General features: G+C 62.5%; 17 protein-coding genes and 2 pseudogenes. 12 read left to right on the forward strand and 7 right to left on the reverse strand.

Translation table 11 applies throughout. From position 1 onward, the window contains the following. Nucleotides 1-118 precede the first annotated feature (118 nt). The 4 genes and pseudogenes from X742_RS1000000176745 to X742_RS0137430 all read right to left on the reverse strand — a co-directional run. Nucleotides 119-490 (reverse strand): annotated as a pseudogene (locus tag X742_RS1000000176745) (hypothetical protein); the annotation flags it as partial. 15 nt (nt 491-505) lie between these two features. After that, nucleotides 506-1,507 (reverse strand): glycosyltransferase family 2 protein, encoded by a 1,002-nt coding sequence (locus tag X742_RS149670; protein WP_198019222.1) that lies wholly within the window; start codon nt 1,505-1,507, stop codon nt 506-508. Nucleotides 1,508-1,551: 44 nt separating this feature from the next. Continuing rightward, nucleotides 1,552-2,469 carry a lysylphosphatidylglycerol synthase domain-containing protein gene (locus X742_RS149665; protein WP_245275579.1) on the reverse strand — a complete coding sequence of 306 codons (918 nt, stop codon included), beginning with the start codon at nt 2,467-2,469 and terminating at the stop codon, nt 1,552-1,554. A gap of 361 nt (nt 2,470-2,830) precedes the next feature. Next, nucleotides 2,831-3,154 carry a carboxymuconolactone decarboxylase family protein gene (locus X742_RS0137430; RefSeq protein ID WP_245275574.1) on the reverse strand — a complete coding sequence of 108 codons (324 nt, stop codon included), beginning with the start codon at nt 3,152-3,154 and terminating at the stop codon, nt 2,831-2,833. 233 nt (nt 3,155-3,387) lie between these two features. Here X742_RS0137430 and X742_RS149660 point away from each other — a divergent pair, with 233 nt between their 5' ends. From X742_RS149660 to X742_RS149635, 5 genes and pseudogenes are all read left to right on the forward strand, one after another. Next, a complete protein-coding gene (locus X742_RS149660; RefSeq protein WP_023773410.1) occupies nt 3,388-4,065 on the forward strand; it encodes a TetR/AcrR family transcriptional regulator C-terminal domain-containing protein in 678 nt (225 codons plus the stop codon). 19 nt (nt 4,066-4,084) lie between these two features. Further along, complete coding sequence (locus X742_RS149655) at nt 4,085-4,696, forward strand: hypothetical protein (RefSeq protein ID WP_023773411.1); 612 nt, start codon at nt 4,085-4,087, stop codon at nt 4,694-4,696. Next, a complete protein-coding gene (locus X742_RS149650; protein WP_023773412.1) occupies nt 4,693-5,559 on the forward strand; it encodes a 23S rRNA (adenine(2030)-N(6))-methyltransferase RlmJ in 867 nt (288 codons plus the stop codon). The genes X742_RS149655 and X742_RS149650 overlap by 4 nt, the downstream gene beginning before the upstream one ends. Before the next feature lie 185 nt (nt 5,560-5,744). Further along, nucleotides 5,745-6,197 (forward strand): hypothetical protein, encoded by a 453-nt coding sequence (locus tag X742_RS149645; protein ID WP_023773413.1) that lies wholly within the window; start codon nt 5,745-5,747, stop codon nt 6,195-6,197. A gap of 148 nt (nt 6,198-6,345) precedes the next feature. Next, nucleotides 6,346-6,590 (forward strand): annotated as a pseudogene (locus X742_RS149635) (EamA family transporter); the annotation flags it as partial. Nucleotides 6,591-6,641: 51 nt separating this feature from the next. On the opposite strand, the gene X742_RS149630 reads toward X742_RS149635, so the two are convergent. Next, entirely contained in the window at nt 6,642-6,953 is a 312-nt protein-coding gene (locus tag X742_RS149630; RefSeq protein ID WP_023773416.1) for a transcriptional regulator, read from the reverse strand. Nucleotides 6,954-7,496: 543 nt separating this feature from the next. Here X742_RS149630 and X742_RS1000000172670 point away from each other — a divergent pair. Both X742_RS1000000172670 and X742_RS149620 read left to right on the forward strand, forming a co-directional pair. Continuing rightward, nucleotides 7,497-7,967 (forward strand): hypothetical protein, encoded by a 471-nt coding sequence (locus tag X742_RS1000000172670; protein WP_032924885.1) that lies wholly within the window; start codon nt 7,497-7,499, stop codon nt 7,965-7,967. Nucleotides 7,968-8,393: 426 nt separating this feature from the next. After that, nucleotides 8,394-8,990 carry a glutathione S-transferase family protein gene (locus X742_RS149620; protein WP_023773419.1) on the forward strand — a complete coding sequence of 199 codons (597 nt, stop codon included), beginning with the start codon at nt 8,394-8,396 and terminating at the stop codon, nt 8,988-8,990. Between the two features lie 60 nt (nt 8,991-9,050). On the opposite strand, the gene X742_RS149615 is transcribed toward X742_RS149620, so the two are convergent. Then, complete coding sequence (locus tag X742_RS149615; protein WP_023773420.1) at nt 9,051-9,707, reverse strand: outer membrane protein; 657 nt, start codon at nt 9,705-9,707, stop codon at nt 9,051-9,053. Nucleotides 9,708-10,118: 411 nt separating this feature from the next. On the opposite strand from X742_RS149615, the gene X742_RS149610 reads away from it, so the two are divergent. The 5 genes from X742_RS149610 to X742_RS149590 all read left to right on the forward strand — a co-directional run bounded on the left by X742_RS149610 (nt 10,119) and on the right by X742_RS149590 (nt 14,406). Then, the gene (locus X742_RS149610) at nt 10,119-10,883 is read left to right on the forward strand and encodes an SDR family oxidoreductase (protein WP_023773421.1); all 765 of its coding nucleotides are present in this window, start codon (nt 10,119-10,121) and stop codon (nt 10,881-10,883) included. Further along, nucleotides 10,880-12,964, forward strand: coding sequence for an excinuclease ABC subunit UvrC (gene uvrC / locus X742_RS149605; RefSeq protein ID WP_023773422.1), 2,085 nt, complete (start codon nt 10,880-10,882; stop codon nt 12,962-12,964). The genes X742_RS149610 and uvrC overlap by 4 nt, the downstream gene beginning before the upstream one ends. A gap of 98 nt (nt 12,965-13,062) precedes the next feature. After that, the gene (pgsA, locus tag X742_RS149600; RefSeq protein ID WP_023773423.1) at nt 13,063-13,659 is read left to right on the forward strand and encodes a CDP-diacylglycerol--glycerol-3-phosphate 3-phosphatidyltransferase; all 597 of its coding nucleotides are present in this window, start codon (nt 13,063-13,065) and stop codon (nt 13,657-13,659) included. A gap of 1 nt (nt 13,660) precedes the next feature. Further along, entirely contained in the window at nt 13,661-13,918 is a 258-nt protein-coding gene (gene moaD / locus X742_RS149595; RefSeq protein ID WP_023773424.1) for a molybdopterin converting factor subunit 1, read from the forward strand. A 5-nt stretch (nt 13,919-13,923) separates the two neighbouring features. Beyond that, the gene (locus tag X742_RS149590) at nt 13,924-14,406 is read left to right on the forward strand and encodes a molybdenum cofactor biosynthesis protein MoaE (protein ID WP_023773425.1); all 483 of its coding nucleotides are present in this window, start codon (nt 13,924-13,926) and stop codon (nt 14,404-14,406) included. 364 nt (nt 14,407-14,770) lie between these two features. Here X742_RS149590 and ndk read toward each other — a convergent pair whose 3' ends face one another. Beyond that, on the reverse strand, nt 14,771-15,193 hold the full coding sequence (ndk, locus tag X742_RS149585) for a nucleoside-diphosphate kinase (protein WP_023773427.1): 423 nt from the start codon (nt 15,191-15,193) through the stop codon (nt 14,771-14,773). Between the last annotated feature and the right edge of the window lie 234 nt (nt 15,194-15,427).

Genomic DNA, 15,427 nt, shown 5'->3' on the forward strand with positions numbered 1-15,427 from the left:
TTCGCATGACAGTTCTAAAGCCTTGCCCTGATCCGGTTCTGTTTCCGGGTGACGTAGTCGCCGTATTCAACTTCATGGACTCGTCCGACCGGTTCCGATGCGAGCTCCTGAAAACGTGCCACTCGCCATCAGGCGACTTGCGCTTGTGGATCGCCTTGCCGGTCTGGCGATGCAAAAACAAGAACGGAGCAGGCGAAGGGGCAACCAGCCTTGCGGCAGACATCGACTTCGCGCTTGTAAGCGAAATCCAGTCCTTGGGTGCCCTGTTGGCCCAGGTGAATCCACCGTTCTTGTCTACCATTTCCTGCACCCAACTCGGGGCGGGGTGATGCGGCCAGTCCTTCGACCAGGTCCACGGCTCGATCGTGATTAACAGCGAGCGCCCGCGCTGCTGGGCATAGGCCAGAGGCAGCGTCGATAGGTGGGCGCAGAGTTGCGCCCTATCTCTTGCCCTTCGATCGCCATGGGCTCGGGGCCATGGAATATCCATGGCGTTCCGATCTCCTCATGAAGGTCGGCTCGGGCGGAGCCAGCCGTCATCGTCGCCGGGCGTCGGCCGTGGACGCGCGACATAGGCCGATGATCCGTTGGCCTCGTGATAGACGCGGGCCAGCATTTCCGCCAGCACGCCCGACGTCACCATCTGCACTCCAGCTATCAGCAGAAAGAAGCCAGTGAACAGCATCGGCCGTGTTCCGATGTCTTGCGCGAAAAACAGCTTCAGGCAAAGCAGATAGGCAAGTATGAGCGAACCCAGCGCGCCGAGCGCGATGCCGATGCCGCCGAAGAAATGTCCGGGCCTTGTGCGATAGCGCATGAAGAAATACATGAACACCAGATCGAGCACGACCCTGAAGGTGCGCGAAATGCCGTATTTGGACTGGCCGTGGATGCGGGCATGATGCGTCACAACCTCCTGCGCGATGCGTCTGGGGGTGGTCACGGTAGCCAGCCATGCCGGGATGAAGCGGTGCATCTCGCCATAGAGCTTGACGCTGCGGATGACGCTGCCGCGATAGACCTTGAGGCTGCAGCCATAGTCCTTGAGGCGCACGCCGGTGACGCGCGCAATCAGCGCATTGGCGATACGTGAAGGGAGTCTGCGCATCAAAAGCCCCTCCTGGCGGTCCTTGCGCCAGCCGACCACCAAATCGAGATCCTCGCTCAGCAGGCGGTAGACCATGCGCGGGATGTCGAAGGGATCATTTTGCAGGTCGCCGTCGATGGTGGCGATGACATCGCCGCGCGCCGCGTCGATGCCGGCCTGCATCGCGGCGGTCTGCCTGTAATTGCGCACGAGTTCGACCGCATGCACATGCGGGCCGTAGTGCGCAGCCAGGCGCCTGATCTCGCTCACCGTCGCGTCTGTGCTGCCGTCATCGACCAGCACGACCTCCCACGGCTGCTCGTAGCGTTCCATCGCTTGGTGTATCCGTGTCAGCAGCGGCTCGACGTTTTCGGCCTCGTTGTACATGGGCACGACGATGGACAGCGTATGGTCCGGCATCACCGCGCCGTCAGGCAGCCCCGAAGCAGGGATAGGCAATATGTTCATTGGGATGGCTTCCTTGCAGGTCCGACGGCCGGAGTCCCTGGCAGCGTCGATTTCGAGGGAAACAGCCAGGCTATAGCGCCGGTAGCGATAGCCGAGCAGAAGATGAACAGGTGCAGCGCCAGTGCCGCCTGCAGACCACTCTTCATCGCGATTCCGGACGTGAGCAGCGCTGCCGCCGCTCCCGCTTCATAAGTGCCGAAGCCGGCGACGCCTTGCACCGGCAATATCGCGGCGCCTTCGGCCCCGACGACGCCAGGAAAGGCCGTCGTGAAGGATGTTCCCAGTATCAGGGCCAGCAGCCATCCCTGCACGGCGAGCTTTAGCGACCAGTTGGCGATCGTCCACCACCAGCCGTAACGCGAGCGCCCGGTCGCCTCGGTGAAGGTGTCGCGAAGCAGGCCTAGCTTCGACACGATCCTGCCGCGCCCGGCCCAGTCGTGCGGCGCGCGCGCCCAGCGCGGCAGGTACCAAGCGGCAGCGATCAAGGCGGCGATCCCAGCGATCCTTATCGCCGCATGCAGGCCCGGCCACACCGCCAGGGCCAGCACGCCGACGACGAAAGCGTCCTGCAGCCTGAACCACAGCAGCGAGGCGCTGGCGCGCATGATCGGCACGCCGAAGACCTGGCGCAGGAGCAAGGGAAAGGCCGTCTCGCCGCCCCGGAAGGGTACGACGTTGATCATCGCATTGTGGATCAGAATGACGCGCAGGCAGGCTCCGAAACGGCCATTCACCTCGTCGCGGAATTCATCGCAGACGCGCAGCGCCCGCAAGACATAGGTAACGAACAGAGCGAGCGTGACAGTCACGAACGAACCAGGCGTGATGCTGCTGAAGGCATCGCCGACCATCTTCCAGCGGGAGTCGCTGACGAGCCAGGCCAGCAGCGCCAGTGTCACGACTATCGAGATCACTCTTTTCAACCAATTCTCCGTTGGCTTTCACCGCCGCGTTCCGCGGCAGCGTCCGCGTGGTGCGCGAGTATTCACGGCGTCATGCGGCCCGCTGCCTTGCCGTCGGGCGAATGCGGCCGTCGACCGTTGGCGCCACCTGTCCAGGACCCGCCGGCCTGAGACGGTCGCGGATCTCTCGGTGGGTGATCCTATAGATCAGCAAATCATCCGAATCCACAAGCTTGACCCCATCATGGTGCTCGACGAGCAGCCGCCAGAGTGGCCGGGGTAAAATGGCTGGTGCCAGGGGACGGCTCGCGGCTGCCGGCGGTCCCTGGCAGGACAATGACAAAACGGTCGCTCGTTCGGGACCGTAAGCGGCTTACTGCCCGCCCATTTCCTTCTTGAATGTGTCGAAATCGACCTGCATGCCGTTGAAGATAGTGCTCCAGTGGCGAGTCAGCGCCGCCATCGCCACGGCTTCCTGGATCTCCTCGTTGGTAGCGCCGGCGCGCTTGGCGTCCTGTGTGTCCGACCAGATGCAGTAGGTGCAAGGAATCTGCGCCGCCACGGCCAAGGAGATCAACGATTTGACCTTGGGCGGCAGCGCCGTCTTGTCGCTGAGCTCGATGGCCTTGACCTCGGCCCAGGCACCGGGCAGACCGGTTTTGGGAAACTGTTTTACAAAGCTTGGTACGCCGCCCATGGTCGACTGTATGTCCTTGAGGGTTGCATCATAGTCGTCGGCATGGGCAGGCGCGGAGCCAAGCGACAGGACACAGGCCGCGGGCGGCGGACAGGAACACATGCTGGGACGAAGACTGCACGGATTTGACGATGCGATGGTACGACATGGTTTTCTCCTCTGGTCTTTGTTAGCCTTACGATGTAAGGTGACGGCGAAAATGAACCTTACACTGTAAGTTGTCAAGCGGCGCTATGGATCAATCAATCACGAAACAGAGAGCGCGCGGGCGTCTGTCGCGCGAAATGATCGAGGACGCGGCCTTCGAGGTGATCGAGAGGGAGGGCCTTTCCGGCTTTTCGATGCGCAAGCTCGCCGCCGCGCTCGGCTGCGAGGCCATGAGCATCTACCATCACTTCCCCTCGGTGGCGCATCTGCACGAGGCGCTGATCGACCGGCTGATCGGCGCCCTTGAAGTGCCCGACGCCAGCCTTCCTTGGCGGCAAAGAATGCGTGTTGCCGCCGACGATTTCCGCCGCATCGGCCGCGAGCATCCCGCCTATTCCACTTTCATTGTTACCTACCGGATGAATTCCCCGACTTGCCTTGCCTGGTTGAACGGCATTATCGGCGTGTTCAAGGATGGCGGCTTCGATGCGGAACGCGGTGCGCGGCTCTTCCGCGCCGTGGGTTATTATCTGATTGGCGCGGTGCTGGACGAGAACGCGGGCTATTCCAGAGGCCCGTCCGCGGTGAACACGGTCAGCGACGATCAACTTGCCAGGGACTATCCAAACGTCGTGGAGGCCGGGCGTTTTTTTGGCGCCGCCGAATTCGACAAGACCTTCGAACTCGGCCTCGACATGCTGCTGGACGAAATGGAACGCCTGCGCGACGGTGCCGATATAAGCCGACCGTCCGGCAAGGTTTGATTGCAAGGTGACCGCCTGAATGCGCTTTCTCTTCGTCCTGATCCTGTTGGCCGGCACCGGCATCGGTCTCATGTATCCCTGGGCAATGGCAAATTTTTCCGGCCGGGAAATCGGCACCTGGCGGGTCTACGAGCAGGGCCGATTCAAGCCGCTGACCGTATCGCTTAGGGGTCGCGATGCGCCGGTGCGGGTGCTGGTGGACCTGACCGCGAGGGCCGAACGCATCGTTTCGCAGCAGCGCACGGTGTTGACGCTGACCGCGGCCACCAATGGCCACACGGTGCTTGCGTCGACGCTGCAGTTCAACCACGTGGACAATCCGCGTCAGGCCAGCCCGCAACTGCCCGACAAGATCTTCCGCGACGAGGCTGGCCTGATCGCCACCGTCAGCCCTGGCGCTTACGTCTTCACGGTCGGCCCAGGCGATGCGGAGGACATACCGATGCGAGCGGTCGACCTTGTCTTGCGCTCCGGTGCCGGGGAAATCGACGGCCGCGCGCGGCCGATAGGCTTCTCGCTGATGGCGGTCGGCCTGATCGGTTTCTTGCTGTCCTTGCGTTCTGCTGGCGGGCGACCGGAAAATCCGAATTCGCAGCCGCCGCCGCCACGTTGGGGCAGGGGGCCCACGTGAACTACCGCCACGCCTACCACGCCGGCAATTTTGCCGATGTCGTCAAGCATGTCGTGCTGACGCGCCTGCTCGACTACCTGAAGCAGAAGGACAAGGCGTTTCGCGTCATCGACACGCATGCCGGAATTGGCCGCTACGATCTGTCGTCACTCGAAGCGCACAAGACCGGCGAGTGGCAGGGTGGCATAGGCAGGCTGGTCGATGCCTCTTTCGACGCGAAGGCGGCGGCGTTGCTGGCGCCTTATCTGGCGGCGGTGCGCTCGCTCAATCCCGAGGGCGGCGTGAGGAAATATCCGGGCTCGCCGCTGCTCGCGCGCAATCTCCTGCGCAAGCAGGACCGGTTGTCGGCGATCGAACTGCACCCGAAAGACGCCGCCAGGCTGAAGACGGAGTTCGCCGGCGATTTCCAGACAAAGGTGATGGAGCTGGACGGCTGGCTTGCGCTCGGAGCGCACCTGCCGCCGAAAGAAAAGCGCGGTCTGGTGCTCATCGATCCGCCCTTCGAGGAAGAGGGTGAGTTCGGCCGCATCGTCGACGGGCTGGTGAAGGCGCACAGGCGCTGGCCCAGCGGCATCTACGCGCTGTGGTATCCAATCAAGGACCGCAAGGCGGTGATCGCCTTCAGGAAAGCGCTGAAGCAATCCGGCATCTCGAAAATCCTCGACATAGAATTCGAGATCAGGCCGGCTTCTTCCGATCCCAGCCTCGATGGAACCGGCATGGTGGTGGTCAATCCGCCCTTCACGCTGGAAGGCGAACTGCAAACCATACTGCCGGCACTGCACAAATTGCTCGCCGTGGGCAAGCCGGCCCATTGGTCGCTGGAATGGTTGGCCGGCGAGCAGGTCCCGCCGCCGGGATAGTCAGTTTCCATCGCCGCGTTCCATCCGACCGCACGATCAGTCCGCGGGGAACTTAGCAGTTACCTGCGGGTTGCTGCTTACAGCAACTGCCCGGCGCCGGTTTCTGGAAACCATTGTTTCGGCAACCGCTTGACCGCCGCCGAGCGAATCCGCACAGTGCACGCAATCGACATCGAGAGGCTGCCATGACTCGCTTCGCCAAATCCGCACTTGCTGCCCTGATTTCGCTCTGCACGCCCCTTGCCGCGCCTCTCGGTATCACCCGGGTGGTCCAGGCGGCCGACCTCGGCGTCTATACTGAGGACGATGGCAGCGTCTGTGGCGAGACTTGGGTGCTGAGCAAGATCACGCATCGGTTCTCCTACCAGGTGCATCACGTGCCTCATCTGCCTGACGTCGCCATCACCGATTTTCGCGACATTCGCCAGCACCGCTATCAGCAGGCGAGCGAGGAATGGCCGATCGGCCGTCACTATTGCCGGGCAACCGTCAGCCTGTCGGATGGCCGGGACCGGTCGATCTTCTATCTGATCGAGGAAGGCCAGGGCTTTGCCTCGATCGGCGACAATGTCGAGTTCTGCGTCTCTGGCTTCGATCGCTGGATGGTCTATAACGGCCTTTGCCGCGTCCTGCGCTGAGGGTTCTCTCAACCTGATCCAGCTAAACCGGAATGGACATCCGTCCCAGTTTCGTGATGGTGCGTTCGATCCAGTCGATCACCGTCGCGTTGCGTGCGAGGTGGCGAAGGTCGGGATGTATCGTCAACCAGATTTCACGTTCGGGCAATCGACCGCCGTCGCGATCGGCGTTCGTGCGGCGGGCAATGTCGGCGCCTATACCGCCTGGGTCCTGCTGGCTATGGCGCATTGCTGCCGGCGATCTTCATCGCCTTTCGCTGCAACCTTGTTGTCGATGCTCGGGCACCGGAAACCTGGAAGGCGCTGGGCGGCGGCCTGTTTGCGCTTCTGGCGTATGGCGTCGTGGTGGCCGCCTTCGCGCTCGGGCCTGCCGGTCCGATCGCCGCGATCCGCGCACGGGCGGCTCACCGTATCGTGAGGCGGTGAGCCAAGGCTCGTCGCTCGTTATTTTCTACGACGCGTTGCCTCTGCCTGATCGATGATCTTGCGAAGGTAGGCAATGTGACCGCGAAAGGCCCGCCGCCCGGCCGTCGTGGCCTTGATCCGTGTCTGCGGTCGACGTCCGACGAAAAGCTTTTCAATGTCGACATAGCCAGCCCTGGCCAGCGTATCGAGATGTGCTCCGAGATTGCCGTCGGTGACTTCGATCATGGCTTTCAACTGGATGAACTCCAGGGCCTCGCGCCTTTCCAGCGTGTTCAGGACGGCCATGATCCTGAGCCGTGTACTCTGGTGGATAATGTCGTCGGCGCTCATCAATAGGCTCCAATGCGGCAAAGCCTTCGGTTGTGGCAATATGGCTTGGCGACTTTGCGGTGTCACTTGCTTCTGTATGGCCGAAACCGAAGGCGATCATATCTCGTTGACAGAATATTCTGTACCACAGAGTATTCTGTCAGTCGGAAAGCCGATCCTCGGAACATGCTTGACAAGGTGATCTTCAGGTCGAGCGTCGCATCGCGCTCGTGATCCGCGCGAACCGCGCACCTGCAAAAGATGATCACCTCGATGACGCGGCGGGTCATGATGTTCACCCCCAAAGATCATGCGTGAAGCGGCTCGCTAATCTTCGGATCTTGATGGCGAGATCGCATCGGGAACGCCGGCATCGATTTGCTGGCGACGTCGGAAGATCAGCAGCGGATTTTGCGATGATGAGTGTGATTGTGTATGGATCGCAACCAAAATTTAAGTTGAGAAAATCATACCATTGCTTCGCTGGCTAGCGAGACGCGAGTCAGATATGCATTGCGCGCCGGGGTCATTCACGGCCATCGGCATAACGTGAAGGGGCATGACATGGCTAAGCAGTCATCTAAAGCGCCGGCATCCAAGGCACCGGCAAAGAAAGCACCCGCAAAAGCGGTCGCGGCGAAGGCCGCGGCTGCAGTGAAGAAAGCAGCGCCTGCCAAGGCGGCGGCAAAGCCGGCAGCGAAGGCAGCACCGGCTAAGAAGCCGGCGGCAGCCAAGGCTGTCGCGAAGCCGGCAGTGAAGAAGGCAGCGCCAGCGAAAGCCGCGGCGAAGCCGGCGCCGGCCAAGAAGCCTGCAGCCAAGGCGGCGGCCAAACCCGCAGCCAAACCCGCTGCTAAGAAGGCGGCTCCCGCGAAAACTTCGGCGAGGCCGGCAGCAAAAGCGGCACCGGCCAAGAAGCCGGCGGCCAAGCCAGCTGCGAAAGCAGCCGCCGCCGCGACCAAGCCGGCGGTGAAGAAAGCCGCGGCGCCGAAGGCAAAGGCAGCGCCTGCGAAGGCGAAGGCTCCGACCAAGAAGTAGACGGATCGTTGGGGCGTCGCGTGTCCTTCGGGATCCGGCAAGGACGCTCTGACGCTCAGTATGTTCGGCAACGGGTTCAGCCCTCTGGGCTGAGCGTCGGGAAGGGGCCGAGGGGCAAGCAAAGCGAGGCGCCGGTTGGCTGCCTCGCTCGCCCAACTCTTTCGCTCCTCGCGGCGGTTGGCGAAGGTATCGGCGTGACGCTTAGCGCCTGCGAAGCATGGGTGCCAGGGAAGTGTGGGCGCACGTTCGAATCGGCGGCTTGTTGTCGTGGCCTGCTGATACTTTCCACAGTACCGGTATCAAGCTTGTCGTGATGCCACGGCGGAAACCGCAGCCGGTTTCTGGCCGCTGTTTTTTTTGCAGTCTGGCAATTGATCGCGACAGTCCTGCGGTCAACACTGTATGCTTGCAAACAGGAAACGGATCATGCCGAAGCTGCTCTACGCGTCCAGCTCTCCCTACAGCTCCAAGGTAAGGATGGCCGCGGCCTATGCCGGGATCACCCTCGATGAGGTGCCGGTCAAGACCGAGGACAGGCCGGCCGAACTGATCGGCGCCAATCCGCTCGGCAAGATCCCGGTGCTGGTGCTCGACGATGGCCGTTCGGTTCACGACAGCCGCGCCATCACCCAGCACCTCAACCGGCTTTCAAAGAACGCGTTGTTTCCGCGCAATCCCGACAAGCGTCTGGAAGCGGAAGTGCTGGAGGCGCTGGCCGACGGTATCTGCGATTGCGCGCTGTCGATGGTCTACGAACGCCGCACCCGGCCTGAAGAGATGGTCTATCAGCCCTGGCTCGATCGCCAGTGGGCGAAGATCACGGCAGCACTCGATCTGCTCAATGCCAATCCGCCAAAGCTGCCGAAGAAGATCACGGCCGGTCAGTTGGCATTGCGTGCCTGCCTTGGCTATCTCTCGCTGCGCTTTGGCGGTCGGTGGGAGAAGGGGCGCGGCCGGTTAACCCGCTGGGCGGCGCGTTTCGACGAAAAATTCCCGGAGCTGAAGTCCGCGGTTCCGGCCTGAGCGACCGGCATAAAAAAGCCGGGCGCGAGGCCCGGCTTTTCGTGTCGTGGCTTGAACGACTTAGAACTTCATACCGAGGCCGAAGGTGACGCGGTTGTCCGTCGCCTTGACCTTGCCGATACCGTCGAAGCTCTTCGAGCCGAAGTCGGTGTAGCGATACTCGACGCGGCCGAAGACATTGTCGGTCAGCTTGATGTCGGTGCCGACGCCAGCGGTCCAGCCGAGCATGGTGGCGGTGTCGCTGGCAGGAATGACCGAGTCTTCCACCTTCAGGCTTCTGCCGGCGAGACCGCCGGTGCCGTAGAGCAGGATTTCCGGGGTCACGGCGTAGCCGAGACGGGCACGCAGCGAGCCTTCGATGCCGCCCTTGGAGTGGATGCCGTTATCGTCACCCTTGACGCCGTTGTAGCCGAGTTCGGCTTCACCGCCGTACACGAAGTTCTCCTGCTGCCACTGATAGCCGCCGAAGACACTGCCGACAAAACCCTTGGTATCGGTCGAAACGCCGAAATCCTTTTCCTTGGTCTTGCCGCCGAAGCCGTAGCCAAGGTTGATACCGGCATAGGGACCGGCCCACGAGGCGACCGGAAGTTCGACAACCGGAGCGGGTGCCGGCGGCTCTTCCGAAACGACGTCCGCGGCATAAGCGGTACCGCCGAGGGCGAAGAGCCCGAGCGCAACAGCCAGCGGCCGTGCGAATTTGAGATTGGCTTGCATTGTTCTTTACTCCTTAAGCCACAGGACACAGGCTTGTTTCTCACGATCGCCATCGACCCGTCCGGGGGGTGAAACGGATCTGGCGTTCGTCGGTTCCAAATGTCGTGTCAAAATGCGGCTGAACCGAACCTGAACTTGGGTCATTCCCCGGCGCGAATGAGGCAGAACCTTGACGTTGCATCTTCGCAACAGCGAAATGTCAGCAGCAAGTTCGTGCTGCGCTGCACGCGGCTTGGTGCAAGGACTCCAGCGACCTATATTGCGGTCCTGCGGTTCCGAGTCCAAGACGACCCGGCACCTCGAACTGGGCACTTCGCCACAATGTTGCCCCAGGTGCGAACGCCGTTTAACGCATGGCGGGCCATATTTCGTCGGCGTCGCGTTTTCGGCCGAAATTGAGGATTGACACATATGAGCAAAGCCACTGCCGTAGCGCTGGTGACCGGTGGGGCGAAACGGATCGGCAAGGCGATTGTCGAGGACCTCGCCAGCCATGGCTTTGCGGTCGCCGTCCATTCCAATCGCTCGCACGATGCGGCGGATGCGCTGGCGGCGGGGATCAACCGGTCGGGCGGCCGCGCCGCCGTGGTTGCGGCCGACCTGACCGACATGGATGCCGTCGGCGACCTCGTCGGACAGGCGGAGGCCGCTCTGGGCCCAATCTCGCTGTTGGTCAACAATGCTTCGCTCTTCGTCGATGATTCCGTCGAGGATTTCGACTGGCGCGCCTGGGACCGCCATTTTGCCATTCACCTGAAAAGCCCGGCGCTGTTGGCCCAGAACTTCGCCCGCTCCTTGCCGGAAGGGCAGGAGGGGCTGATCGTCAACATCATCGACCAGCGCGTCTGGCGGCCGACGCCGCGCTATTTCTCCTATGCGCTATCGAAATCGGCATTGTGGACGCAGACGCAGATGTTGGCCCAGGCGCTCGGGCCGCGCATCCGCGTCAATGCGATTGGGCCAGGCCCGACGTTGAAGAACGTGCGCCAGGACGATTCGGATTTTGACGCGCAGGTCGCTGGCCTCATTCTGAGGCGCGGCCCGGAATTGCCGGAATTCGGCGCCACCATCCGCTATCTCTGGCAGGCGCGCTCGGTCACCGGTCAGATGATCGCGCTCGACGGCGGCCAGCATCTTGCATGGCAGACGCCCGATGTGACAGGCATGGCGGAATGAGTCCTTTGGATCACAAGAACAAGGCGCGCGGCGGCGCCGATGATCTTCCACCCGAAATCGACCTTGAGGACGAGGCGCTGGAGGAGATCGTCGAACCGGTTGGCCCGGATGTCGCCTTCACGGTCATCGACTGGACGCCGCATGCAGGCGACGCCGAAGGCATGGTCGGCGCCGAGGTGATCCAGACGCTGGTCAAGCGGCTGCCCAATGCGCCCGGCGTCTACCGGATGATGAACGCCGCCGGCGACGTGCTCTACGTCGGCAAGGCGCGCAGCCTGAAGAAGCGTGTCACCAACTACGCACAAGGCAGATTCCACACCAGCCGCATCGGCCGCATGGTGCGCGAGACGTCGACGATGGAGTTCGTCGTCACCCGCACCGAGATCGAGGCGCTGCTGCTCGAAGCCAATCTCATCAAGCGTTTGCGGCCGCGATTCAATGTGCTGATGCGGGACGACAAGTCGTTCCCGTATATCCTTTTGACCGGCGACCATGTCTCGCCCGGCATTTACAAGCATCGCGGCGCGCGGTCGCGCAAGGGCGACTATTTCGGCCCCTTTGCCTCGGCCGGTGCCGTCGGCCGCACCATCAATTCCCTGCAGCGCGCCTTCCTGCTCAGAAGCTGCACCAATTCTTTCTACGAGAACCGCACGCGGCCATGCTTGCTCTACCAGATCAAGCGCTGCGCGGGTCCGTGCACCGGCGAAATTTCGCATGAGGGTTATGCCGAGTTGGTCGCCGAAGCGAAGGACTTTTTGTCCGGCCGCAGCCAGAAGGTGAAGACCGAGATTTCGGCTGCCATGCAGCAGGCTTCGCAAGACCTCGATTTCGAGCGCGCCGCCATCTATCGCGACCGTCTGGCGGCCCTGTCGCACGTCCAGAGCCATCAGGGCATCAACCCGGCGACCGTCGACGAGGCCGATGTGTTCGCCATCCACCAGGAAGGCGGCCAGGTCTGCATCCAGGTGTTTTTCTTCCGCACTGGCCAGAACTGGGGCAACCGCGCCTATTTCCCGAAGGCCGATCCGGCGCTGGAGGGATCGGAAGTGCTGGGCTCGTTCCTGGCGCAGTTCTATGACGACAAGCCGACACCACGTGCCATTCTCTTGTCGCGGCCCGTCGATGACCAGGACCTGCTGGCCGAGGCGCTCTCGACCCGCGCCGGCCGCAAGGTGGGGATTTCCGTACCACAGCGCGGCGAGAAGAAGGACCTGACCGACAACGCCCTGCAGAATGCGCGTGAGGCCCTCGGCCGTCGGCTGGCCGAAACCTCGACGCAAGCGCGGTTGCTTGCCGGTTTCGCCGAGACCTTCGGCCTCGCCAAGCCGCCGGTGCGCATCGAGGTTTACGACAATTCGCACATCATGGGCACCAACGCCGTCGGCGCCATGGTCGTCGCCGGGCCGGAAGGCTTTGTGAAAAACCAGTACAGAAAATTCAACATCCGCTCGACCGAGATCACGCCGGGCGACGATTTCGGCATGATGCGCGAAGTGATGGAGCGGCGTTTTTCGCGGCTGCTCAAGGAGCATGGCGATGTCGCCATGGCTGAGGATGCGGCAGCGGGCGAGCCGAGGGCGGCCGAGGCGGGCGATGATATCGAGGACGACATTTCCGGCAGCTTCCCGGCATGGCCGGACGTCATCCTGATCGATGGCGGTCAGGGCCAGATGACGGCGGTGCGCAAGATCCTGTCGGATCTCGGCATCGAGGACCGGGTCGTCGCCATCGGCATCGCCAAGGGCCAGGACCGCGACGCCGGCCGCGAGCGTTTCTTCGTCAGGGGCAGGGACTCGTTTTCATTGCCGGTGCGCGACCCCGTGCTCTATTTCGTCCAGCGGTTGCGCGACGAAGTCCACCGCTTCGCCATCGGCTCGCACCGGGCCCGCCGCAAGAAGGAGATGGTCAAGAGCCCGCTCGATGAAATCGCCGGCATCGGTCCCGGCCGCAAGCGCGCCCTGCTGCTGGCCTTCGGAACCGCCAAGGCGGTCAGCCGCGCCGCCATCGAGGATCTGAGGAAAGTCGACGGCATTTCCGAGCAGGTTGCCAAATTGGTCTACAATCATTTCCACGATAGTTGAAAAAATTCGTCACTTTCAGCTGGCCAGTCGAATCTGGCCTGTTGACCCCCTACAACAGCTTCTGATTTGAGTACGCAGGCAGAAAGAGTCCACCAGACATGGCCCAGCGCGCGTTCAACCTGCCTAATATACTGACCTACGCCCGTATCGTCGCGGTGCCGCTGGTCGTGTTGTGCTTTTTTCTCGAAGGCCATCTGAAATCGAGCGACTTCGCTCGCTGGTCGGCGCTGGTCATTTTCCTGCTGGCGTCCGTTACCGATTATTTCGACGGCTATTTTGCGCGTGCCTGGCAGCAGACCTCCAACATCGGCAAGATGCTCGACCCGATCGCCGACAAGCTGCTGGTCGCCACGTGCCTCTTGCTGCTTGCGGCCGACACCGACCGCCATGCCGGCATCGCCGGCTGGTCGTTGTGGGCGGCCATCATCATCCTGTGCCGCGAAATCCTGGTTTCTGGCCTGCGCGAATATCTGGCGGCACTCAAGGTCTCGGTGCCGGTGACGCAGCTCGCCAAGTGGAAGACCACCATTCAGATGGTCGCAATCGCTTTCCTGCTGGCAGGGCCGGCGGGCGACAAGGTCTTCCCGCTGACAACGCAGACCGGTCTCGTGCTGCTGTGGATCGCGGCCCTCGTGACGCTCTACACCGGCTACGACTATTTCCGCGCCGGCCTCAAGCACATCATGGACGAGTGAGATGACGACCCGTCTCATCTACTTTGCCTGGGTTCGCGAACGGATCGGCATGCCGGAAGAAGATGTTGAACTGCCGGCCGGCATAGAGACGGTCGCCGACCTCTTGCGCTGGCTGCGGTCGCGCGGCGAAGGCTACGAACACGCACTGCAATATCCCGACGTGATCCGCGTTGCCATCAACCAGGAACATGTCGACCACCGCGAGAAGATATCGGGCGCGCGCGAAATCGCGCTGTTCCCGCCGATGACCGGGGGCTGACACTCATGTCGGCCGTCCTGGTAGCGACCGTGCGCATTCAGCGCCCGGATTTCGACGTCGCCGACGAGATCGCCGCACTGACCCAAGGGCGCGTCGACATTGGCGCGGTGGTCACCTTCTCAGGCCTGTGCCGCGACGAGCAGGGCGCGCTCTCGGCACTTGAACTTGAGCACTATCCGGGCATGGCTGAAGCCGAGATCGGCCGCATCGCGACCGAAGCTGGCGAACGCTGGCCGCTGCAAGGCCTCACCGTCATCCATCGCCATGGCAAGATCGCGCCGGGGGAGAACATCGTGCTGGTGGTGGCCGCTTCGGCGCACCGCCAGGCGGCGTTCGAGGCGGCGGACTTCCTTATGGACTACCTCAAGTCGCGTGCACCCTTCTGGAAGAAGGAACATCGCACCGACGGCTCCGAAGGCGGCTGGGTCGAGGCCAAGGAAACCGATACGCAGGCAGCCCGGCGCTGGAAGCGGCCGCCATCCGAATAATACCGTGCTGGCGTCACGGAAAGACAGCAATTCTTCCCCCAACTGGCCACGTGACTGATCTGGGCAAGGGAAACGGTCATGCTGGACAGGATCGCCGAGTTCTTCGTCTTCGGCTTGGTGCCCGACCTTGTTCGTCCATGGCAACCGCGACCGCTCGGCGCCCATCGAATTGACGGGCATTCCGTCGGCCCGGCTCATTCCGGACTGCCGTTCCTCGTTTATGAGGGCGCCGCATGGCCTCATGTCCACGCATATGGATCGGCTGCATGCCGATATGCTGCGATTCGTGCGCGAGAATTGACCGCCAGCAAAGAAAAAGGCCAGCGAAACACCGGCCTTCTCGCATGCAACGTGCAGTGTCGGCTCAGCCGACGATCTCGGTATCGGAGAACCAGTACTTGATCTCCTGCGCGGCCGTTTCCGGCGCATCCGAGCCGTGCACCGAGTTCTCACCGATCGAGAGTGCATGCACCTTGCGGATGGTGTCTTCGGCGGCACTGGCCGGATTGGTGGCGCCCATCACTTCGCGGTTCCTGGCGATGGCGTTCTCACCTTCCAGCACCTGCACGATGGTCGGGCCCGAGGACATGGAGTCCACCAGCTCGCCGAAGAACGGGCGCTCCTTGTGGACGGCGTAGAAGCCCTCCGCCTCTCGGCGGCTCATCCACACCCGGCGCGAGGCGATAACGCGCAGGCCGGCCTCTTCCAGCATCCTGGTGATGGCGCCGGTGAGATTGCGCCGCGTTGCATCCGGCTTGATCATGGAAAAAGTGCGTTCGAGCGCCATGGGTCGTCCTTGTCTGAATTCGAATTGAGAGTGGCGGGCTCTATACAAGCCGCCCGGCTGATTGCCAAGAGGGGTGAGGAGCGGGGGGTGAGGAGTGGTCCGGCAGGCATCCGGAAAGCCAATTGCTTGGCTTACCGGACGACAAACGCCCGGAGCGACAGCGCAGGGCCGGAATGGTCGGTGCTTCCGTGGCTGATCCCGTCGGCCGGTGGGATCAGACGGCTGCACAGCAAC

This window comes from Mesorhizobium sp. LNHC229A00 (genome assembly GCF_000502415.1).
Classification (GTDB): Bacteria; Pseudomonadota; Alphaproteobacteria; order Rhizobiales; family Rhizobiaceae; genus Mesorhizobium.